Origin of the sequence: Halorubrum sp. Ea1 (genome assembly GCF_002252965.1) — an archaeon.
GTDB lineage: Archaea > Halobacteriota > Halobacteria > Halobacteriales > Haloferacaceae > Halorubrum.
The window spans coordinates 19,334-38,500 of sequence record NZ_NHPG01000073.1 but is presented as its reverse complement, the minus strand read 5'-3'; the positions used below and the strand labels follow the sequence as shown (position 1 = coordinate 38,500).

19 protein-coding genes are annotated in these 19,167 nt (G+C 68.2%); 7 read left to right on the top strand and 12 right to left on the bottom strand.

Going from position 1 to position 19,167, the window contains the following annotated elements; translation table 11 throughout:
* Positions 1-36 precede the first annotated feature (36 nt).
* The 3 genes from solA (at position 37) to DJ73_RS09405 (ending at position 3,334) form a co-directional block, all read left to right on the top strand.
* On the top strand, positions 37-1,185 hold the full coding sequence (solA, locus tag DJ73_RS09415) for an N-methyl-L-tryptophan oxidase (RefSeq protein WP_094525518.1): 1,149 nt from the start codon (positions 37-39) through the stop codon (positions 1,183-1,185).
* Positions 1,186-1,341: 156 nt separating this feature from the next.
* A complete protein-coding gene (locus tag DJ73_RS09410) occupies positions 1,342-2,496 on the top strand; it encodes an acyl-CoA dehydrogenase family protein (RefSeq protein ID WP_094557835.1) in 1,155 nt (384 codons plus the stop codon).
* Positions 2,497-2,572: 76 nt separating this feature from the next.
* The gene (locus tag DJ73_RS09405; protein ID WP_094557834.1) at positions 2,573-3,334 is read left to right on the top strand and encodes a sensor histidine kinase KdpD; all 762 of its coding nucleotides are present in this window, start codon (positions 2,573-2,575) and stop codon (positions 3,332-3,334) included.
* On the opposite strand, the gene DJ73_RS09400 is transcribed toward DJ73_RS09405, so the two are convergent.
* Together DJ73_RS09400 and msrB are read right to left on the bottom strand one after the other, a co-directional pair.
* Entirely contained in the window at positions 3,312-3,491 is a 180-nt protein-coding gene (locus DJ73_RS09400; protein ID WP_094557833.1) for a hypothetical protein, read from the bottom strand. The genes DJ73_RS09405 and DJ73_RS09400 overlap by 23 nt on opposite strands.
* Positions 3,488-3,907 (bottom strand): peptide-methionine (R)-S-oxide reductase MsrB, encoded by a 420-nt coding sequence (gene msrB, locus DJ73_RS09395; RefSeq protein ID WP_094525515.1) that lies wholly within the window; start codon positions 3,905-3,907, stop codon positions 3,488-3,490. Before msrB ends, DJ73_RS09400 begins: the two co-directional genes overlap by 4 nt.
* 104 nt (positions 3,908-4,011) lie before the next feature.
* Here msrB and DJ73_RS09390 point away from each other — a divergent pair, with 104 nt between their 5' ends.
* The gene (locus DJ73_RS09390; RefSeq protein WP_094525514.1) at positions 4,012-4,248 is read left to right on the top strand and encodes a CDGSH iron-sulfur domain-containing protein; all 237 of its coding nucleotides are present in this window, start codon (positions 4,012-4,014) and stop codon (positions 4,246-4,248) included.
* 41 nt (positions 4,249-4,289) lie between these two features.
* On the opposite strand, the gene DJ73_RS09385 is transcribed toward DJ73_RS09390, so the two are convergent.
* From DJ73_RS09385 to DJ73_RS09375, 3 genes are read right to left on the bottom strand one after another with little or no spacing between them, the layout of a single operon-like run.
* A complete protein-coding gene (locus DJ73_RS09385) occupies positions 4,290-5,309 on the bottom strand; it encodes a carbohydrate kinase family protein (RefSeq protein ID WP_094557832.1) in 1,020 nt (339 codons plus the stop codon).
* Between the two features lie 13 nt (positions 5,310-5,322).
* Complete coding sequence (locus DJ73_RS09380; RefSeq protein WP_094557831.1) at positions 5,323-6,408, bottom strand: DNA topoisomerase IV subunit A; 1,086 nt, start codon at positions 6,406-6,408, stop codon at positions 5,323-5,325.
* Positions 6,409-8,886, bottom strand: coding sequence for a DNA topoisomerase VI subunit B (locus DJ73_RS09375; RefSeq protein WP_094525511.1), 2,478 nt, complete (start codon positions 8,884-8,886; stop codon positions 6,409-6,411). It lies immediately after the preceding gene.
* Between the two features lie 246 nt (positions 8,887-9,132).
* Between DJ73_RS09375 and DJ73_RS09370 the strand changes: the two genes are divergently transcribed.
* Together DJ73_RS09370 and DJ73_RS09365 are read left to right on the top strand one after the other, a co-directional pair.
* A complete protein-coding gene (locus tag DJ73_RS09370; protein ID WP_094525510.1) occupies positions 9,133-10,212 on the top strand; it encodes a hypothetical protein in 1,080 nt (359 codons plus the stop codon).
* Positions 10,213-10,303: 91 nt separating this feature from the next.
* Positions 10,304-11,272 (top strand): oxidoreductase, encoded by a 969-nt coding sequence (locus DJ73_RS09365; RefSeq protein ID WP_094525509.1) that lies wholly within the window; start codon positions 10,304-10,306, stop codon positions 11,270-11,272.
* Between the two features lie 15 nt (positions 11,273-11,287).
* On the opposite strand, the gene DJ73_RS09360 is transcribed toward DJ73_RS09365, so the two are convergent.
* Together DJ73_RS09360 and DJ73_RS09355 are read right to left on the bottom strand one after the other, a co-directional pair.
* The gene (locus tag DJ73_RS09360; RefSeq protein WP_094526810.1) at positions 11,288-11,827 is read right to left on the bottom strand and encodes a hypothetical protein; all 540 of its coding nucleotides are present in this window, start codon (positions 11,825-11,827) and stop codon (positions 11,288-11,290) included.
* A 117-nt stretch (positions 11,828-11,944) separates the two neighbouring features.
* The gene (locus DJ73_RS09355; RefSeq protein ID WP_004045866.1) at positions 11,945-12,139 is read right to left on the bottom strand and encodes a cold-shock protein; all 195 of its coding nucleotides are present in this window, start codon (positions 12,137-12,139) and stop codon (positions 11,945-11,947) included.
* A gap of 288 nt (positions 12,140-12,427) precedes the next feature.
* Here DJ73_RS09355 and DJ73_RS09350 point away from each other — a divergent pair, with 288 nt between their 5' ends.
* Positions 12,428-13,945 carry an MATE family efflux transporter gene (locus DJ73_RS09350; protein ID WP_094525614.1) on the top strand — a complete coding sequence of 506 codons (1,518 nt, stop codon included), beginning with the start codon at positions 12,428-12,430 and terminating at the stop codon, positions 13,943-13,945.
* A gap of 20 nt (positions 13,946-13,965) precedes the next feature.
* Here the strand turns inward: DJ73_RS09350 and DJ73_RS09345 are convergent, their stop codons facing one another.
* From DJ73_RS09345 to acs, 5 genes are all read right to left on the bottom strand, one after another.
* On the bottom strand, positions 13,966-14,223 hold the full coding sequence (locus DJ73_RS09345) for a hypothetical protein (protein WP_094525507.1): 258 nt from the start codon (positions 14,221-14,223) through the stop codon (positions 13,966-13,968).
* Between the two features lie 106 nt (positions 14,224-14,329).
* Positions 14,330-14,791: a universal stress protein gene (locus DJ73_RS09340; RefSeq protein ID WP_094525506.1), complete on the bottom strand. Its 462-nt coding sequence runs from the start codon at positions 14,789-14,791 to the stop codon at positions 14,330-14,332.
* A 3-nt stretch (positions 14,792-14,794) separates the two neighbouring features.
* Complete coding sequence (locus DJ73_RS09335) at positions 14,795-16,498, bottom strand: cation acetate symporter (protein WP_094557830.1); 1,704 nt, start codon at positions 16,496-16,498, stop codon at positions 14,795-14,797.
* Positions 16,495-16,986 (bottom strand): DUF4212 domain-containing protein, encoded by a 492-nt coding sequence (locus DJ73_RS09330; protein ID WP_094557829.1) that lies wholly within the window; start codon positions 16,984-16,986, stop codon positions 16,495-16,497. The genes DJ73_RS09335 and DJ73_RS09330 overlap by 4 nt, the downstream gene beginning before the upstream one ends.
* Before the next feature lie 133 nt (positions 16,987-17,119).
* Positions 17,120-19,114: an acetate--CoA ligase gene (acs, locus tag DJ73_RS09325; RefSeq protein WP_094525503.1), complete on the bottom strand. Its 1,995-nt coding sequence runs from the start codon at positions 19,112-19,114 to the stop codon at positions 17,120-17,122.
* Positions 19,115-19,167 lie beyond the last annotated feature (53 nt).

Genomic DNA, 19,167 nt, shown 5'->3' with positions numbered 1-19,167 from the left:
CCAAACGACTAACGCGGTCGCCCGCCACGAGCGGGTATGGGCGAGTACGACGCAGTCGTGGTCGGTGCGGGCGTGGTGGGGTGTGCGGCCGCCCGCGCGCTCGCCGGCGAGGGTCGAGACGTGCTGCTGTTGGAGCGAGGCGACTTCCCGAACCCGCGGGCGACCTCGCACGGACCGAGCCGCATCTTCCGACTCGCCTACCACGAGGGCGAGATGTACGTGCCGATGCTTCGCCGGAGCCGACGGGCGTGGCAGCGACTCGACCGCGACGCGGAGGCCGACCTCTTTTATCGAACCGGGTCCCTGACCGTCGGGCCCGAGTCGGGCGACTCGTTCACCGGCGCGCGAGCGACCTGTCACACCCACGACATCGACCACGAGGTGCTGGACGCGGCCGCTGTCAACGACCGGTTTCCGGCCTACGACCTCCCCGAGGGGTACCGAGCCGTGTTCCAGCCCGACGGCGGGCTCCTCGACCCGGAGCGGTGTCTCGTCGCGCTCGCCGAGGCGGCGATGGCGGACGGCGCCGAGCTGCGGGCCCGCGAGCCGGTAGTCGACTGGACCGCGGGCGAGGACGGGGTCCGCGTTCGGACGCCGCGACGGGACTACGACGCCGACTCGCTCGTGGTCGCGTCGGGCGCTTGGGCCGCCGACCACGTCGCCGCGGTGGAGGGGTTGGTGGAGCGCGAGCGGCACGTTGCCTGTCGGATCCGGCCGCGGACCCCGGCCGCGTTCGCGCCCGACTCGTTTCCGGTGTTCGTGATGGACACCGAGGACGGCCGGCACTTCTACGGCCTCCCCCGGCATCGCGTTCCCGGATTCAAGGTGGGGGCGACCCACGCCGAGGGGAGCGCCGTCCATCCCGACGAGATTCACGACGCGGGACTGGCCGAGACGGAGGCGGCGCGCGGGTTCGCCCGCGACTTCGCGCCGACCGGTGACGGGGCGGTGCTGGGGACGAAGGCGTGCGTGCTGTCGCAGACGCCGGACGGGGACTACATCATCGACACGCTCCCCGACGGTGGGAACGTCGTCGTCGCGGTCGGGATGTCCGGACACGGGTTCAAGACGGCGCCGGTCGTCGGCGAGGTCGCCGCCGCGCTCGCCACGGACTCGGACCCGCCGGTCGACGCAGACCCGTTCGCTCTCGATCGGTTCGACGGGGTCGGTGACGGACGGGGGTAACCCCGACCGCTCGCGGTCGACGATCCGTCGACACGGGCGCCGACCGGAAGACACGGCGCGATCCGACGCCCGCCGTGCCGGGACGCCGTGATAAACGCGCTCCGGATTCCTCGTCATTTACGAATAATTATGATGAATTCGGCGGATCGGGTGAACATGGAGTTCCAGCTGACCGACGAGCAACGACACCTGCGGGACGAGGTGCGGAAGTTCGCCGACGAGGAGATCCGACCGGTCGCGACGGAGTACGACGTCGATGAAAAGTACCCGCACGAGGTCATGGAGAAGGCCGCCGAGATGGGCCTGCTCGCGCCGCACGTGCCGGTGGAGTACGGCGGCGTCGGGTACTCGTCGGTGGAGAACGCGATCCTGACCGAGGAGCTGTTCGCGGCCGACCCCGGGATCGGCCTCTGCGTCTCCAGCGCCGGGTTCGGCGCCGAGGCGCTGATGGAGTTCGGTACGGAGGAACAGAAGGAGCGCGTCCTCCCTGAGGTGACCGCCGGCGACGCGGTGATGGGCTCGGCGATCTCGGAGCCGCAGGCGGGCTCGGACGTGACGTCGGTCGAGACCCGCGCGGAGAAGGACGGCGACGAGTGGGTGATCAACGGGTCGAAGATGTGGATCACGAACGGCACCGTCGCCGACTACTTCGTCGTCGTCTGCGAGACCGACCCCGAGATCGACGACCGCTACTCCGGCTACTCGCAGATCCTGGTCGAGGGCGACCGCGACGGGCTCACCCGCGACAAGATCACCGGGAAGCTCGGTATCCGAGCGAGCGACACCGCGGAGCTCCGCTTCGACGACGTCAGGGTGCCGGAGGAGAACCTGATCGGCCAGCGCGGGATGGGATTCCTCCAGCTGATGCAGTTCTTCGACGAGACACGCACCGCGGTCGCCGCGCAGGGCGTCGGGATCGCCCGCGGCGCGGCCGAGCGCGCACTTGAGTACGCGGAGGAGCGCGAGCAGTTCGACCGCCCGATCAGCGACTTCCAAGCGATCAAACACAAGCTCGCGGAGATGCACACGAACACGGAGGCCGCCCGCTGGCTCACTTACCGCTCCGCGTGGGCGGTCGACAACGAGGCCGCCGATCTCACCGCGCTCGCGTCGATGGCCAAGGAGTTCGCCTCGCGGGTCGCCGTCGACGTCGCCGACGAGGCGGTCCAGGTCCACGGCGGCGCCGGCTTCGTCAACGACCACGACGTCGAGCGGCTCTACCGCGACGCGAAGATCACCCAGATATACGAGGGGACCACCGAGATCCAGAAGAACATCATCGCTCGCGAACTGCTCGACGAGGGGTTGTGAGCGACTCCGTCGGGTCGCTCGCGCCCCCCGCTCGCGACCGGTATATAAAAACCGGCGGCGGCCCTTCGTCACCGACATGAGCGACGGTGCGGACTCCGAGCCGGCCGGGAGCGCGAGCGACGGCGCGGACGCCGAGTCGGCCGACGGCGTGACCCCGGAGGAACGCCTCAAGCGCCAGCGCGACGACCTCCGCCTGCTGAACCAGGTGATGCGCCACGACATCCGCAACGACCTCCAGCTGGTCGGGGCGTACGCCGAACTGCTCGACGACCACGTCGACGAGGACGGGAAGGAGTACCTAGAGGTCATAAAGCGCAACACCCAGAGCGCGGTCTCGCTGACCACGACGGTCCGCGACCTGGCCGAGGTCATGCTCCGGGAGGACACCGACCCGAGCCGCGTCGCGCTCGATAGGGTCCTCTCCCAGCAGGTCGAGGAGGTCCGCTCGGCGTACTCGGAGGCGGTGTTCACCGTCGAGGGATCGTTCCCCGACGAGGCGGTCGTCGCCGACGAGATGCTGAGCTCGGTGTTCCGGAACCTCCTGCGGAACGCGGTCCAGCACAACGACGAGACGCCGCCGACGGTGACGGTGTCGGCGACCCTCGACGAGGGCGAGGGCGTCGTCGAGGTACGCGTCGCCGACAACGGGCCCGGGATCCCCGAGGGCCAGCGCGACGAGGTGTTCGGGAAAGGAGAGAAGGGACTCGACAGCCCGGGCGCCGGTATCGGGCTGTACCTAGTCCGGTCGCTCGTCGAGATTTACGACGGGGACGTGTGGATCGAGGGCAACGAGCCGAAGGGGGCGGCGTTCGTCGTCAGGCTCTCGGTGGCGGAGTAGGGCGCGAGGGCGTCGCCGGTCTCTCCGCCAGTCTCTCCGTCCGCGCCGCCAGCGTGATCAACGCCGCCAGCGTGATCAACGCCGCCAGCGTGATCAACGCCGCCAGCGTGATCAACGCCGCCAGCGTCGGTTCCCCGGGCGCACCGAGCGCGCTCACTCGTCGTCGTACTCCATCGCGACCGAGTTGATGCAGAACCGCTTCCCGGTCGGCTCGGGGCCGTCGTCGAACACGTGGCCCAAGTGGGAATCGCAGTTCGCGCACCGCACCTCGGTGCGGCGCATCCCGTGGCTCGTGTCGACGGTCGTCGTCACCGACTCTTCCTCGGCCGCGTAGAACGCCGGCCAGCCGCAGCCGGACTCGTACTTCGTCTCGGCGTCGAACAGCACCGTTCCACAGGCCCGACAGCGGTACTCCCCGTCGTCGGGGTGGTGGTCGACGTACTCGCCCGAGAACTTCGCCTCCGTGCCGCTCTCGCGGAGCACGCGGTACTCCTCCTCGGAGAGCCGCTCGCGCCACTCCTCGTCGGTCAGCTCTCCCGGGTCGACCGCGTCTCCCTCCTCGGTCTCGCTCATACGCCGAGTACGGGCCCCACGCCCAAGGCGGTTCCGGCGGGGTCTCGGTCGCCCCGCCCGGACCGGCCCCAAACCGTATGCCTGCGGGCACGGATCGACGTGACATGGCGCGCGAAGTCACCCACGAGGAGCGCGGTCCGGCGATACTCGACGAGTCCGACACCGGCGACGACGGCAAGATATACGTCTGTCAGTGCGGCCTCTCCGACTCGAAGCCGCTCTGTGACGGGTCGCACAACGCGACCGCCGACGAGGCGGACGGCGTCGTATATAAGTACGCGAACGACGACGCCGACGGCGAGCGGCGCGAGATCGACGAGATCGCGTCCGAAGACCGGTAAGCGAACCTGAGACGGTCGGGTGGTAGCGGGGAGGCGTTCGCTCAGGAGTCGACGGGAGGCCTTTCCTCGAGGAATGCGGCGATCTCATTCGGACCGCCGGTACTGCCGGATTCGACGTAGGAGACCGCACAGGCGTTTCCACACGCCAGCGCGACGTCCCAATCCCACCCGCACGCCAGCGCGTGGCCGAGCCCGCCGGTGAATCGATCGCCGCCACCGGTGTGTCGGACCGGACGCTCGACGCTGTAGTTGCTGACCCGCAGGCGATCGTCGGACGTGACGGCTGCGGCCTCGTCTCTCGCGTGCATCACCGCGGCCGTGATCCCCGTCTCCGCTCGGATCGCGGCGAGTCTGGCGAGGTCGTGGTCGAACGGTCCGGACAGGGGCGCGGCCGTCGCCCGGACTTCCTGCCGATTGGCGGAGTACACCACGTCGAACGCGTCTTGGAGAGCGGCCATTGCGTCGAGCAACGCACCGATCTCGTCGGGCTCGCACCCGACGATATCGCCCGGGTCGAAAACGAAGGGGATCCGCGGGACGTCCGCGTCGCTCAGCCGGTGAAACGCGCTTTCGAGCCCCGCCACGGAGTCCCAGTTACTACAGCAGACGGCGTCACCCCCGAACACGTCCGGGAGATCAGCGACTCGGCGTACCTCCGCGAGGGTCCACTCCGCGACGTCGGCGGCCTCGACGAACATCACGTCCCGATCGCTGAAGCCGAACACGTACACGACCGCCGGAGCCCCCATCGACACGGTATCGAAGGGTAGCGACTCGAATACCGGCGCGTCGAGGTGGCCGTAACAGGTGACCGATCCGCCGAGCGCGTGGAGCTGTTTCGCCGCGTTGACCGCTTGGCCGCCGGGCTCGGTCGCCTCGACGGCGAACGAGAACGACGACCGATCTCCGAGGATCTCCCGGCCGAACGCGTCGCGGGTCTCCGGCGACTCGGCGTCGTCTTCGGCGACCGTACAGAAGTGGTCGACGCTTCCGTCGGGGAGCGTCGTCACAGTCGGAGACCCCGACTCAGTGAGACGCCGCCGCAGCCGATCGTAGGGCATGCGACACCTCCGTTCAGAGCACGCCCATCGCTCCGAGCCGCTCGGGGAGGTACGTGTCGGTGACGAAGTCGAGCCCGCGGCTCGCGAGCGACTGCTGTTCGGACTTCTTCCCGATGTCGAGCTGGAGCTCGATCTGCTCCTCCCAGTAGTCGGTCTGGAAGCGCGGGTCCTCCAGCTCCGACTCGAGGGCGTTCACGTCTGAATCCGAGAGCGGGTCGGCCGGGAGGTCGTACTCGACGATGTCCTCGGGCTGGATCCCGACGAACTGCGCCTCCGGGGTCGCGAGGTACTTCGAGAGGTGCGCGGACTTGATCGAGCCGTACGCCACGGAGCCGTAGATCCGGTAGGACCACGGGTCGCCGTCGGCGAAGACGGCGATGGGGACGTCGAGCTCGTCGTGGACGCGCTTCGTGATGCGGCGGGTCGCTCGCGCCGGCTGGCCCTTTAAATGGATGACGAGGCAGTCGTACTCCTCGTCGAACCCGTTCTCGACGAGCCGGTCGCGCATCCCGCCGGTCTCCACCGCGAGCGCGAAGTCGATGTCGTCGTCGAGGAACTCGATCATGTCCGGGTTGTTCGGGATCTGGTAGCCGCCCTCGCCGACGTCCTTCTGACAGTGGATCTCGCGCTCGCCGCGGCGGGTCTGCTCGCGGATCTCCAGCGGACCCATCAGGGTCGCCCCCGACTCCTCCGGGCGCATGTGGAAGTCCTCGCGGGTGACCCCCGTGACGATCTCCAGGTCCTCCACGAGGTCGTTGGACTCGTCTTGTGACTTGAACTGCGCCTCGTCGTTGTCCCACGACTCCGAGAGGTAGTACAGCTCCCGCAGCGTCGAGGAGCGCCCCTCGTCGAGCTGGTTCGCGAGGAACTCGATCGTGTACGCCGCCTTCAGCAGCTTGCGGGCGCCCCGCACCGAGTTGGCGCTGCGCGTCGACGTGCGGTCGCCGTACGTCCACACGCCGCTCTCCGTGTCGTACTCGATGTTGCTCTTCGTCCGCGTCGGGAGCTGCAACTCCGGGATCGTCCCGTCCGCGAACTGGTCGTAGAAGTCGGCGGCCAGGTCGATCAGCTCGTCTCGTGCGTCAGTGTCTGTCGTCATTTACGCGTTCACCGTGAGTTTCTCCGTCTCGACGCCGCCGACGCTGACCTCGAACTCGGCGTCGCCGTCGACCGCGTACGTCAGTTCCCGCTCGTCGCCCGAGGGGACCTCGGGCTTCCACTGGACGAACCACTCGCCGTCCATGTCGACGACCGTCCCGTCCGAGGGGTCGGTCGGCTCGGTCGAGACGATATCGGTGATCTCCAACTGCTCGTTCACGTCCGAGTGGTTCTCGACGACCAGCGTCACGGTGCCGTCGGACACCTCGCGATCGACGCTGACGTTGTTCATGATCCGCGCCAGCGCGCCGTCGATGTCGGGGCGCGGGCGGCCCGTGACCTCGGAGACCTTGTCGGCCATCTCCGGGAGGATCTTCCCGAGCACGTCCTGCTTCTCGCGGCGCTGCTGCATCGAGCGGCGCTTGTTGAGGAACGACTTCAGCTCCCGAGCGGCCTCCCGCACGGCGAGCTCGATCTCGTCTTCGATCGCGGGGACGTTCGCGAGCGCGTCCTTCGACTCGCTCGTGAACGGGACGTTCGTGGAGGCGACGTGGATGCTGATCACGGCCGGCCCGTTCGGCATCCCCGAGCCGCCGGGCTGGTCGAGCCCGTAGTTGCGCCAGCCGATCGACTTGATCACGTCCGTCGTCGCGCAGGCGCCCCGCTGGTAGACGAGGGGGACGCGGTTCGCGAACCGGAGCAGCTCGACGGAGCCCTCCGCCGGAATATTCCCCCCGTAGGCGATGCCGGCCTCGACGATGAACGGGTCGCCGCCGTGGACCTCGGCGTCGCGCGTCGCCGCCGCGTAGAAGTCGGCGTCGTACTCCTTGCGGAGCCCGGCCTCGACGAGCTCGGCCGTGATGGGCGCGAGGCAGTCGGTCGGCGGCGCGAGGATGTCCGTGGTGCGCATCGCTTCGAGCAGGTCGGCCGCGGCGTCGCGGTCGGCGGCGACGTCGCGCACCTTCGGCGGGTCGTCCGGCACGGTGCGCGCACGGGACCAGAACGCTTCGACGACGTTCTCGCGGGCGGTCTCTCCGAACGTCGCGTCGTGCTGTTCGGCGACGAAGTTCGCCGCGTCGGCGACGAGCCGATCCAGGTCGTCGCGAGCGATCCGGAAGGCGTCGCCGTCGAGGTTCAGGAACCGGCGCGTCAGCGCGTCGGCCATCGCCTGGACCGCGGCGTCGTCCTTCCGAGTCGACGTCACCTCGTCGACGAGCGCGTACGCGTCGGCGACGAGGGGGGAGTCGGCCTCTCCCCCGTCGTCCTCGCCGTCGCCGGCCGCGTCTCCCGCGGCGGCCCCGACCGGCTCGCCGTCGGTGTCGACCCCGGTGATCGCCCGCCACGCCGCGTCGACCGCGTTCTCCCGGACGGTCCCGCCGAACGTCTTCCCGGTGTCGTCCTCGACGCCGTCGGCGACGTTCCCGACGATCGTCGCGAGCTCGGACCGGCTCAGCCGGTCGTTCCCCGAGACCGTCTCGGCGACGCCTTCCGCGAAGGCGGTCGTCGCCGCCTTCCCCTTGTTGGCCACCGCTTCGCTCACCGCGGCCGCGACGTCGCGGTCGTCGTGCGCGCGCGGCGGCGTCCACGAGAGCTCGCGCCCGTAGTAGACGTCCCGGAAGTTGTCGATGACGCTGTCCGCGGTCTTCTTGCCGACCCGCGTGAACTCCTCCTGGAGGAACCCGGACACCGAGTACGACTCGGTCGCCTCCAGCATCTTGATGAGCGCGCCGAGCTCGACCCCGTGGGGGTGCGGGCGGATCTCCTTCGTCTCAGCCGGTAGATCGTCGGTCGCGCGCTCGAACTTCATCGGCTCGTCGAGCCCCGGCTCGCGGAGTTCGATCCGGGCGTGGGGGTTGACGACCGCGGTGTGTTTCACGTAGTCGTGGAGCTGCTGACGGGCCCGCATGTTCGCCTCCATCTCCAGCTCGATGCGGGTGCCGTGGGGGCGGTCCCACGTCGCCTCCTCGTCCGCCTTGATCTCCGGCTCGTTCGTGTCGGTGTCGATGATGAGCTCGAAGTACTGCGCCCGCGACTGCCCCTTCGGGCGCGAGGTGATCTTCGCGGGCTGGCCGGACGTCAACTGCGAGTACAGTACGGCCGCTGAAATCCCGATTCCCTGTTGACCGCGATTCTGTTCACGTGTATGAAACCTTGAACCGTACAGGAGCTTCCCGAACACTTTCGGGAGCTCCGCTTTCGTGATGCCCGGCCCGTTGTCCTCGATGACGAGCCGGTAGTAGTCGCCCACCTCCTCGATCTCGATGTAGATGTCGGGGAGGACGCCGGCCTCCTCGGTCGCGTCCAGGGCGTTGTCGACCGCCTCCTTGACGGCGGTGACGAGCCCGCGGGCGCCCGAGTCGAACCCGAGCATGTGCTTGTTCTTCTCGAAGAACTCGGCGATGGAGATCTCGCGCTGGCCCTCGGCCAGCTCCTCCGCGATCCCCTCCTCGTCGCCGATCGTCGACTGGAAGGACGTCATTCGGTACCCCTCCCTTCCACCGAGGCACCTAAAAACGCACCGCCGGCGCGGTGAAAGTGGATCCCGGCGTCAGACGCCGTCTCATTCGGATATATTGGTCGCTCTCGCGTTGTGGACTTCGGGCGACTGCGAGAGCGCTTCCGTCGCGACCCTGTCATCAATAATTTAAAATAACATAAAATTATTGTATATAGTGGCATGGTAACATGTGCCTTGTCAACGACCGTGCCGGGAGGCAGCACACCCATGGCAAACGACGACGCGAGTGGAGAGCCGAGTCGAGCGCGAAACGCGGACCGACCGCGGGACGCGAACCGACGCGGGGTTCTCCGGGGAGTGGCCGCGGCCGGTGCCGCCATCGTCTGGGGGTCGTCGACCGTCGCAGGCAAACCGGGCAACGGAAACGGCGGAAGCGACTCCGGAGGAGGCAAATTCCCTCCGAAGCGACTGACAGAGTACGGGAGACGCATAAAACTCGGAAAGGGTATCGTCAGGACGTTCACGAAAGTGACGCCATCGGGAGAAACGGAGTACCACGGTGTTGAGTTCGACCGCGCGGCGCTGGAAGCGTTACCAAGTGCAGAAGAGCTCAAGAATGCCGCAGAGAGCTCAGGCCGCGGTCCATACGCGGATAAATATAACCCGACCGGGGAGGCGCTGGAGGTGCACTACAAGTACTCGCTTCAGTTCTTCGTCCCGTTCCCGGACACGGCAGACACACCATTCACGTTCTTGGGACTCAACTGGAATCCGGGCGGTCACTTCGGCGGCAAGGGCGCGTGGCTCAAGCCGCACTTCGACATCCACTTCCATATGCTCGACCCCGCGACGGTCGACGCCGTCGAGGGGCCGCGGCTCCCGCCGTATGACACCGGGAACGGGGAGTACACGTCCGGAAGCCCAGCACCGGATTTTGATGGAAAGGTGACCGACACGAATTTCGATTACGACCAGCTCCCCGAGGGGTACGCGCGGGCGCCCGATCCGGTCGCCGACCAGCGATACATCAGGGACATGGGCGAACACACGGCCCCTGCGGACGCGCCCGAACTACCCGACGGACCGGACGATGTCGGTGATCCGGGTGCCTTCGATAACACACTCATCCAGGGGTTCATCGGTGACGCCGACTCGTCGCGTCTGGCGTTCGTCGAGCCGATGATCACGCGAGAGTTCCTCCGGAATTTCAACGGCAACGAAGAGTACAGCGTCCCACAGCCGGATGCGTACCCGCACGACCAGCGGCACCCGACCAAATACAGAGTCCGCGACGTTCCGTCGAAGGACGTGATCGCCGTGGTGCTCGAGAAATTCGAGCAGGTTTGATCGCGGGGACGCGTCTCGTTTCGCGCTGTATTTATCCGTTACCGGTTCGCCCGCCGACAGCTTTCTCCGCGTGAGACCCCTTCCGTCTCCCATGTCAGGCTGGACGACCGACGAGATGCCGCGACTGGACGGAAAAACTGTGGTCGTCACCGGGGCGAACAGCGGACTCGGCTACGAGGGGACCCGTGCGTTCGCCGAAAAGGGGGCGACGGTCGTGATGGCGTGCCGGAGCGTGCGGCGCGGCGATCGCGCCGCCGACGAGATCCGACGCGAGAGCGCCCTCGATCGCGAGGACCTCAACCTCGACGTCCGCGAGTGCGACCTCGCCTCCCTCGACTCGGTAGCGGCCTTCGCCGAGGGACTCGCCGCCGACTACGACGCGGTCGACGTCTGCTGTAACAACGCCGGGGTGATGGCGATCCCGCGGAGCGAGACCGAGGACGGCTTCGAGACCCAGTTCGGCGTCAACCACCTCGGCCACTTCGCGCTCACGGGGCGCCTGTTCCCGCTCTTGGACGCCGCCGAGGGGATCGGCGGGGCGGCCCGCGTCGTCACGCAGTCGTCTGGCGCCCACGAGCAGGGCGAGATGGACTTCTCGGACCTCAACTGGGAGCGCTCGTACGGGAAGTGGAAGGCGTACGGCCGGAGCAAGCTCGCGAACCTGCTGTTCGCCTACGAGCTCCAGCGGCGGATCGCCGACGCGAGGGGGAACGACGGGGGCGACGACCCCGAGATCCGAAGCGTCGCCTGCCACCCGGGCTACGCGGCGACGAACCTCCAGCACCGCACCGCGGAGGCGAGCGGTAACCCCCTGATGAAGGTCGGGATGAAGGCCGCGAACGCGGTGCTCGGACAGGACGCCGCGACGGGCGCCCTCCCCATGCTGTACGCCGCGACCGCCGACGTCGACGGCGGCGCCTACGTGGAGCCGGGCGGTCTCATGAACATGCGGGGGACGCCGACCGTCGGCCGGTCGAACGACGCCTCGTACGACCGCGCGGACGCCCGCCGGCTCTGGGAGTACTCCGAGGAGGCGACCGGCGTCGAGTTTCCTATTTAAAAGAAACCGCGGCGACTAATGCAGCGTGCCCTCCCGCACGCGGTCGTCGTGCGCGAACAGCGCGTAGCCGACGTCGACCGCGCGGTGACCCGTCTCCTCGGCGATCTCGCGGATCGGTTCGATCATCGTCACGTAGTCGGCGGCGTCGAACGACTCCTTCCGCCCGTCGAGATACCCCAACCGCTCCAGCGACGCCCAGACGCGGGTGTCGACGACGGCGTGGCGGTCGCCGTCGAGCGCGGCGACCACGCACGACGCCGTCGGCGCCTTGAACCCGGTGAGCCCCGTGATCAGGTGGATCGTCGAGAAGTCCCCGTCGACGGCGCGGGCGTTGCGGGTCACCTCCCGACAGCGCCGCTCCGGGTTCTTCCGGACGTGGTACGCGCTCCGCGTCGACGACTCGTAGGCGATGTCGTACAGCTGTTCGCGGGTCAGGTGCCCCTGCGCCCGGTACCTGTCGCCGAACTCGTCGAGCCGCTCGGGGAGGACTCCCTGCGTCTCGGCGTAGCGGTCGAGGTGCTCGGCGACGAACTCGTCGAGGTCGTCGACGTCCATGTCGGCGTCCTCTGGCTCGGAGGTCAAAACACCGGCGACGCCGCTCGCGGTGTAATATACGCGGAACGCGTTTCGAGAGCTGTCCGCCGTCGCCGGTCGCGGGTACGGCCGAGCGAGCTACAGCCGAGTGAGGTTCGTCGCGCGCGGACCCTTGTCCGCCTCCTCGATCTCGAACTCTACCTCCTGGCCTTCCTCGAGGTCCGGGCCGCCGACGTCTTCCATGTGGAAGAATACGTCTTCGTCAGCGTCGTCAGTCTCGATGAATCCGTAGCCGCCGGTGTCGTTGAAGAAGTCGACCTTACCTGTCGCCATCGCATTCGGACACACTCCCGACTGGATGATAAGTGTTGTGTGCGCTCCGATCCACCCGTATTCGACGCTCTCAGACCCGGACAGGCTCTATGTCCGTTTTTCCGGACCGGATCGCCGCGGCGGACCCCTTCGCGGCCGGAACGTCGGAATCGCCGCCGGTCGCGCGCGGCACCGTCCGCGCCCGCATCGGCCCGCGAGTCGGATCGCGAACCGTTTCCCGAAACGTTAGGTCGCGAGCGGCCGTACGCTCGAACGTAACTCGTGGCGAAAGACGACGCTCGGGTCGACATGACGGCGGGAGCCATCTCGCCGAAGCTGTTCGACCTCGCGTGGCCGCTGGTGCTCGGGAACCTCCTCCAGACGCTGTACAACCTCGCGGACATGTTCTGGGTCGGGCGGGTGAGCACCGAGGCCGTCGCCGCCGTCTCGCTCATGTTCCCGCTGTCGTGGATGTTCGTCTCGACCGCGGTGGGCCTCACGGCCGCGACGATCGCCCTGGTCTCCCAGCACGTCGGCGCCGGCAACGACCGGCGCGCCGACGAGGTCGTGGGACAGACGGTGCTGCTCGCGGTCGCGGTCTCCGTCGCCCTCGCCGCCCTCGGGTTCGCGGCCCGTCACCGGCTGCTCTACTGGATCGGCGCGCGGGACGCGGTGTTCGTCGAGTCGCTCGCCTACATCGAGGTGATCCTCCTCACGCTCCCGCTCACGTTCCTCTTCTTCGCGTTCCGCGCCTCCCTGCAGGGCGCGGGCGACACGACGACGGCGATGTGGCTGGTCGGGATCTCCGCGGGGATCAATATCGTCATCGATCCCGTCTTCATCCTCGGATGGGGGCCGGTCCCGCCACTCGGGACGCGCGGGGCCGCGATCGCGACGCTGATCGCGCGCCTCTTCGCGACCGCGACGGGCGTCTGGATTCTGCTGCGCGGCGACTGGGGGGTGAAGCTGTACGTCCGCGACCTCGCGCCGAACCCGGAGATCCTCCGGAAGCTGATCGGCGTGGGGTACCCGGCGACGCTCGACGGGTGGGCGCGGTCGTTCGCGGCCGTCTTCATGGCCGCGCTGGTCGCTCGGTTCGGCCCGGCCGCGACCGCGGCCTACGGGATCGGCGTCAGGCTCATGTCCGTCTCGTGGTCGGTCGCGGGCGCGGTCGGGCAGGCGACCGCGACGGGGGTCGGACAGAACCTCGGCGCGGAGACGCCCGACCGCGCCGTCGCCGTCACCCGCGTCGCCACGCTAGGGACCATGGCGCTACTCGGCGTCGCCGGCGGCGCGGTCTGGCTGTTTCCGGCGGTCGCGATGCGCGTCTTCATCGACGACCCGGCGACGGTCGCCGAGGGGGTCGTCTTCCTCCGCGTCATCGCGCTGTCGTGGGCGTTCTTCGGCGGGCTCATGGTGATACAGGGCGCGTTCCGCGGCGCGGGCCACACCAAGGCGGCGCTGGCGCTCTCGCTGCTCTCCCGGTGGGCCGTCCGGATTCCGCTCGCCGCCCTGCTCGCGTTCGGGGCGGTCGGGATCACGCTCGGCGGCGGGGCGGTCGGTCCCGTCGACGTCCCCGCGATCGAGATCAGCTACGTCGGGCTCGACTGGGGCGTCGTGGGGCTCTGGTGGGCGTACGCGATGGCCGCCGTGGTCTCCTTCGCGGTCGGCGTGGCGTGGTTCCTGCGCGGGACGTGGACGGAGGGAGTCGTCGACGAGTCGGACGGTGCGGCGGTCGCGCCGGGCGACGACCGCGGAGACCGGGAAGAAGGGGAGGGGGAGGGGGTCGAAGGCCCGGACGTCTCGGCCGAGACGGTCGACGACTGACGCCGGACCGCGACCCGGGACTACCGCTGTTCCTTCGCCATTTCCAGCGAGATAAAGAAGCCGAAGTACGCCGGGATTCCGGCGAGCATGAACATGTAAAACACCCACTGCGGGGCGTTCGTGAACGCGTAATCGAAGAGGAGCGACACGAGCGTCACCCAGACGACCGCGAACAGCAGGTCCTGCACCATGCCGGTCCGGTGCTCGGTGACGTGCGATCGGACGCGGTCGGCGAGGCTCTCCTCGTCGCTGTCGTCGATCGGCTTCGTCTCTGTCATGAGTGTGCGTGTCGGTCGGGGTACGTCGGTGTTCCGGAAGCGGTGCGAGTCGGTCGGTCGAACGCCCGTGGCCGCGACGGAACGCGGCCGCGCCCGCGGTCGCGGCTCAGTCCTCGTCGGCGTAGTCGACGACGAGAACGGGCACGTGCGTCGACCGAAGCGTCCGCTCGGTGACGCTCCCGAGGAGCGCGCGCCGGACGCCGGCGCGGCCGTGGCTCCCCATCACGATGAGGTCCACGTCGTGGTTCTCGGCGTAGTCGGCGATCACCGTGTGCGGGCGGCCGCCGGAGATCTGCTCGACGACCTCGATATCCCGCTCCGCGCCGCGGGCGGCGACGGCGCCGGTCGCCTCGTCGGCCTTCGATTTCAGCTCCTCCATCTCGTCGAACCGGCCCTGCTTGAGCCGGTCGACCTGCTCGGTCCCGAGGCCGAGGTTGACCGAGTCGATGTCGACCACGTACAGCGCGTGGACCTCGGCGTCGTACTGCTCCGCGAGGTCGAGCGCGTGTTCGACCGCTGACTCTGCGACGTCGCTGCCGTCAGTCGGGATCAGAATGTGTTCGTACATGGATCACTCCTCCGTGGCCGCGCGGCCCCCGTCGGCCGTCATCTCCTCGCCGCCGTCGGCGACGACGTCCTCTGCCGTCTGCTGTTGGCCCATCGGTTCGGGGCTGTGACACTGGCGGACCATCCGCTTGGTCTCCAGCGGGGGTTCCGGCGTCGCCATCGAGACGGCGATGGTGACGAGGAACACGAGCGGCGTGCCGACCAAGGCGGCGCCGATCGGCGGCACGTACTGGGCGTAGACCGGGATGAGCGCCTGTCCGGAGCCACCGGCGATGTCGGCGAGGAAGCCGACGTAGGCCGGCAGGACGCTGTTGACGATCGAGGTGAACCACAGCACCAGGCCGACGGTCATCCCCGCGAGCGCTCCCTGCCGGTTGGTGTTCTCCCACCACAACCCGAGGAAGAACATCGGGAACAGGACGGTGCCCGCGAGCGAGAACGCGTAGGCGACGAGTTCGCCGATGAGCGCCGGCGGGTTGAACGCGGTCACCGTGACGAGCGCGCCGATCCCGACGATGGTCGCCCGGCCGATGAGCACTTGCTGCCGCTGGGTCGCGTCGGGGTTGATGAGCTCGGCGTAGATGTCGTGAGCGACGGCGGAGGAGGCCGTAATGAACAGCCCCGCCGTCGTCGCGATCGCGGCCGCCATCGCGCCGGCGGCGACCAGCCCGACGAACCAGGTCGGTAACTGGGCGAACTGTGCGGCCAGCACGACGATGACGTCGCCCTCCGCGCCGGACATCGCCTGCTCGCCGCTGAACACCGCTTCGGACGAGATGCCGTTCACGGTCGCGAAGAGGTCGACGCCGAAGGCCGCCATCGCCGGCGCGGCCCAGTACAGGAGCAGGATGAAGAACAGCCCCCACACGGTGGACCAGCGGGCGGTCCGCTCGCTCTGGACCGTGTAGAACCGGACCAGAACGTGCGGGAGGCCGCACGTGCCGAAGATGAGCGAGAACGCCGTCGCGACCCACAGGTAGTAGCTGTTCCCGCCGATGAACGGCTCGCTGAACTGCCGGCCGAGCTCGCTGAACAGGGTGCCGTACTCGATCTGCGGGAGCACCGTCGAGTACCCCTGCGAGAAGCCGACGACGTAGACGCCCGCGAGGAACGCGACGATGAGGATCACGTACTGAACGGCCATGTTCTTCGTCGCGCCCAGCATGCCCGAGAGCGCGAGGTAGCCGACGGTGATGGTCATCATCACGATGATCATCGGGATGATGTCGAGTCCGAACACGTACTGACCGACCAGCCCCATCCCGCGGGCTTGGCCCACGGAGTAGACGTACGCGATGAGCAGCGTGGTGAACGCGGCCAGTGCGCGTGCCATCGGGGAGTTGAATCGGTCCGCGACGAAGTCCGGCGCGGTGTACTTCCCGAACCGGCGCATCTGGGCCGCGAGGAAGATGAGCAGGACGAAGTACCCGGTCGTCCAGCCGACGATGAACGCGAGCCCGTAGAAGCCGGCGAGCGCGACCAGCCCGGCGAGGCCGAGATACGAGGCGGCCGACATCCAGTTGGCGCCGATCGCCATCCCGTTTTCGATGTTACCGATACCCCGACCGGCGACCCACATGCCCTCGGTGTCTGCCACCTTGAACACGAAGCCGATGGCCAGGAAAGAGGCCATCATCAGGAAGACGATGATAGCCGGGAGGAGCTTAAAGGAGATATCGAGCGCCTCGGCTTGGAGCGGGAGCGTCATTCCCGCTGCCCCCCGTCGCTGGCGGTGTCGGCCGACCCGGTGTCGGTGCTGTGGTCGATGCCGTACTTATCGTCCAACTTGTCCCGCTGGCGGGCGTAGACGGCCGCCAAGATCAGCGCGCCCGTCGGCGCGCCGAAGGCGACTAAGAAGTAGTGCCAGGGGAATCCGAGCACCGGCATGGTCGTCGTCATCGTGCCCGGTGCGAGCATCGTCATCGTGACCGGACCGAAGACGATGAGTGCCCAAACGATGAACCCGGTCCAGACGATTCTGAGGTGGTCCCGCATATACGCGGTGCTCGGTTTCAGCAGGTTCACCTCTTCGCTGAGGTAGTCGGTCTGTCGGTGCTGCTGTGCCGCGCCCGTGGCGACGCCGCCGTCGGTGGCCGCGTCGCCCGCTGCTCGTCCACCATCGGTGGCCGCGTCGCCCGCTGCTCGTCCACCCTCGGTGGCCGCGTCGTCAGTATCGTGTGAACTATTATCTGTCATGTGTATCGGTGTGCCGTGGTGTGTCGGTATCGCGTGTCGTCGCGCGTCGATTATCTGAATCGATCGTGATGGTCGTCGGCGCGTCGGCGTGCTCCGGTACCGGTTGCGTGTCGAAAACGAGGCCGGTGAGCGGCTACTCGCCCTCTGCCTTCCGCTGGATCTCCTCGACGATCTCCGGGTTCCGGAGCGTGCTCGTGTTTCCGAGCTCCTCGCCGTCGGCGATGTTCTCCAACAGGCGCCGCATGATCTTGCCCGAGCGCGTCTTCGGCAGGTCGGGCGTGAACACGACCTGCTCCGGCCGGGCGATCGGGCCGATGGCGTCCTCGACGCCGGCGACGATCGCGTCGCGGAGCTCCTCGTTGCCCTCGTACCCGTCCTCGGTCGTCACGTACGCGTAGACGGCCTCCCCTTTGATCTCGTGGTTGCCACCGACGACGGCGGCCTCCGCGACCCCCTCGACGCCGACGATGGCGGACTCGATCTCCATCGTCCCCAGCCGGTGGCCGGAGACGTTCAACACGTCGTCCACGCGGCCGAGGACGGTGATGTACCCGTCCTCGTCGATCTTCGCCCCGTCCTCCGGGAAGTACACCCAGTCCTCGGGGTCGTCGCTGTCGGTGTCGGAGTACTCCGCCCAGTACTCGTCGATGTAGCGCTCGTCGTTGTTGTACAGCGTCCGGAGCATGCCGGGCCACGGCTTCTGTACCGTGAGGTAGCCGGCCTTCCCCGGCTCTACCTCGTCGCCGAGCGTGTCGAGGATCTGGACGTCCAGCCCCGGCAGCGGCGGGCCCGCCGCCCCGGGCTTCATGTCCTTGATCCCGGGTAAGGTCGTGATCATCATCCCGCCGGTCTCCGTCTGCCACCACGTGTCGACGATGGGGCACTCCTCGTCGCCGATGTGCTGGTAGTACCACTTCCACGCCCGCGGGTTGATCGGCTCGCCGACAGTCCCGAGCAGCCGCAGCGAGGAGAGGTCGTGGCGGTCCGGGTACTCCGAGCCCCACTTCATGAACGCGCGGATCGCCGTCGGCGCCGTGTACAGCTGGGTCGCGTCGTGCTCGTCGACGATCTCCCAGAGGCGGTCCTGTTCGGGGTGGTCCGGCGTCCCCTCGTACATCATCGTCGTCGTCCCGAGCGCGAGCGGCCCGTAGACGATGTAGGAGTGACCCGTGATCCAGCCGATGTCGGCCGAGCAGAAGTACGTGTCATCCGGCTTGATGTCGAGGACCGACTGCGAGGTCCACGACACCCACGAGAGGTAGCCGCCGGTCGTGTGTTTCACCCCCTTCGGCTGTCCCGTCGTCCCCGAGGTGTACATCAGGAACAGCATGTCCTCGGCGTCGCGGGTGACAGGCTCCACCTCCGCGCCCTCGTGCTCGGCCACGAGGTCGCCGTAATCGAGCTGGTCGTCGCCGAGGTCGTGACCGAAGTCGTCGCCGTTCGGCCCGAGCCGGTCGACGACGACGGTCGTGGTGTCGTGGTCGACGCCCGCGAGCCCCTCGTTCGCCTTGTCGAGGTGGTCGAGGGGGTCGCCGCGGCGGTAGTAGCCGTCGCAGGTGACGAGGTACTCCGACTCCGCGGAGTTCATCCGCGTCGCGAGCGCGTCGGCCGAGAACCCGGCGAACACGACGCTGTGGGGCGCGCCGATGCGGGCGCACGCCAGCATCGCGACCGGTAGCTCCGGGATCATCGGCATGTACATCGTCACGACGTCGTCCTCCTCGACGCCCTGATCGCGGAGGGCGGCCGCGAACTCGTTCACCTCGCGGTGGAGCTCCGCGTACGTGTACGTGCGGTCGTCCTCGTCGACCGGCTCGCCGACCCACTCGATCGCGGCCTCGTCGCCGCGCTCGTCGAGGTGTCGGTCGAGGCAGTTGGCGGACGCGTTCAGCTCGCCGCCGGTGAACCACTCGTAGAAGGGCGGGTCGCTGTCGTCCAGCACCTGGTCGTAGTCGGACTCCCAGTCGAGGAGGTCGGCCGCGGCCTGCCAGCACTGCGGCCAGTTCTCCTCGAACGTCTCGTAGATCTCGGGGTCGGAGACGTTCGCCTGCGCCGCGAACGACTCGGGCGGCTCGAACACCTCCTGCTCTTCAAGTCTCGCTTCCAGTTGACCGTCACCCTCTGTCATGGTACGGTCGTATCCAACCGATCTCGGCATATAAACGCTGACGCTAAATACGA

Excerpts from the sequence above, each read along its gene's own strand:
- DJ73_RS09345 (WP_094525507.1), bottom strand. The coding sequence starts at position 14,223 with ATGACAGAGACGAAGCCGATCGACGACAGCGACGAGGAGAGCCTCGCC.
- DJ73_RS09355 (WP_004045866.1), bottom strand. The coding sequence starts at position 12,139 with ATGGCGACAGGTAAGGTCGACTTCTTCAACGACACCGGCGGCTACGGA.
- DJ73_RS09330 (WP_094557829.1), bottom strand. The coding sequence starts at position 16,986 with ATGACAGATAATAGTTCACACGATACTGACGACGCGGCCACCGAGGGT.
- DJ73_RS09360 (WP_094526810.1), bottom strand. The coding sequence starts at position 11,827 with ATGGACGTCGACGACCTCGACGAGTTCGTCGCCGAGCACCTCGACCGC.
- DJ73_RS09375 (WP_094525511.1), bottom strand. The coding sequence starts at position 8,886 with ATGACGTCCTTCCAGTCGACGATCGGCGACGAGGAGGGGATCGCGGAG.
- DJ73_RS09405 (WP_094557834.1), top strand. The coding sequence starts at position 2,573 with ATGAGCGACGGTGCGGACTCCGAGCCGGCCGGGAGCGCGAGCGACGGC.
- DJ73_RS09365 (WP_094525509.1), top strand. The coding sequence starts at position 10,304 with ATGTCAGGCTGGACGACCGACGAGATGCCGCGACTGGACGGAAAAACT.
- DJ73_RS09350 (WP_094525614.1), top strand. The coding sequence starts at position 12,428 with ATGACGGCGGGAGCCATCTCGCCGAAGCTGTTCGACCTCGCGTGGCCG.
- DJ73_RS09385 (WP_094557832.1), bottom strand. The coding sequence starts at position 5,309 with ATGCCCTACGATCGGCTGCGGCGGCGTCTCACTGAGTCGGGGTCTCCG.
- solA (WP_094525518.1), top strand. The coding sequence starts at position 37 with ATGGGCGAGTACGACGCAGTCGTGGTCGGTGCGGGCGTGGTGGGGTGT.
- DJ73_RS09390 (WP_094525514.1), top strand. The coding sequence starts at position 4,012 with ATGGCGCGCGAAGTCACCCACGAGGAGCGCGGTCCGGCGATACTCGAC.
- acs (WP_094525503.1), bottom strand. The coding sequence starts at position 19,114 with ATGACAGAGGGTGACGGTCAACTGGAAGCGAGACTTGAAGAGCAGGAG.
- msrB (WP_094525515.1), bottom strand. The coding sequence starts at position 3,907 with ATGAGCGAGACCGAGGAGGGAGACGCGGTCGACCCGGGAGAGCTGACC.
- DJ73_RS09340 (WP_094525506.1), bottom strand. The coding sequence starts at position 14,791 with ATGTACGAACACATTCTGATCCCGACTGACGGCAGCGACGTCGCAGAG.
- DJ73_RS09380 (WP_094557831.1), bottom strand. The coding sequence starts at position 6,408 with ATGACGACAGACACTGACGCACGAGACGAGCTGATCGACCTGGCCGCC.
- DJ73_RS09410 (WP_094557835.1), top strand. The coding sequence starts at position 1,342 with ATGGAGTTCCAGCTGACCGACGAGCAACGACACCTGCGGGACGAGGTG.
- DJ73_RS09335 (WP_094557830.1), bottom strand. The coding sequence starts at position 16,498 with ATGACGCTCCCGCTCCAAGCCGAGGCGCTCGATATCTCCTTTAAGCTC.
- DJ73_RS09370 (WP_094525510.1), top strand. The coding sequence starts at position 9,133 with ATGGCAAACGACGACGCGAGTGGAGAGCCGAGTCGAGCGCGAAACGCG.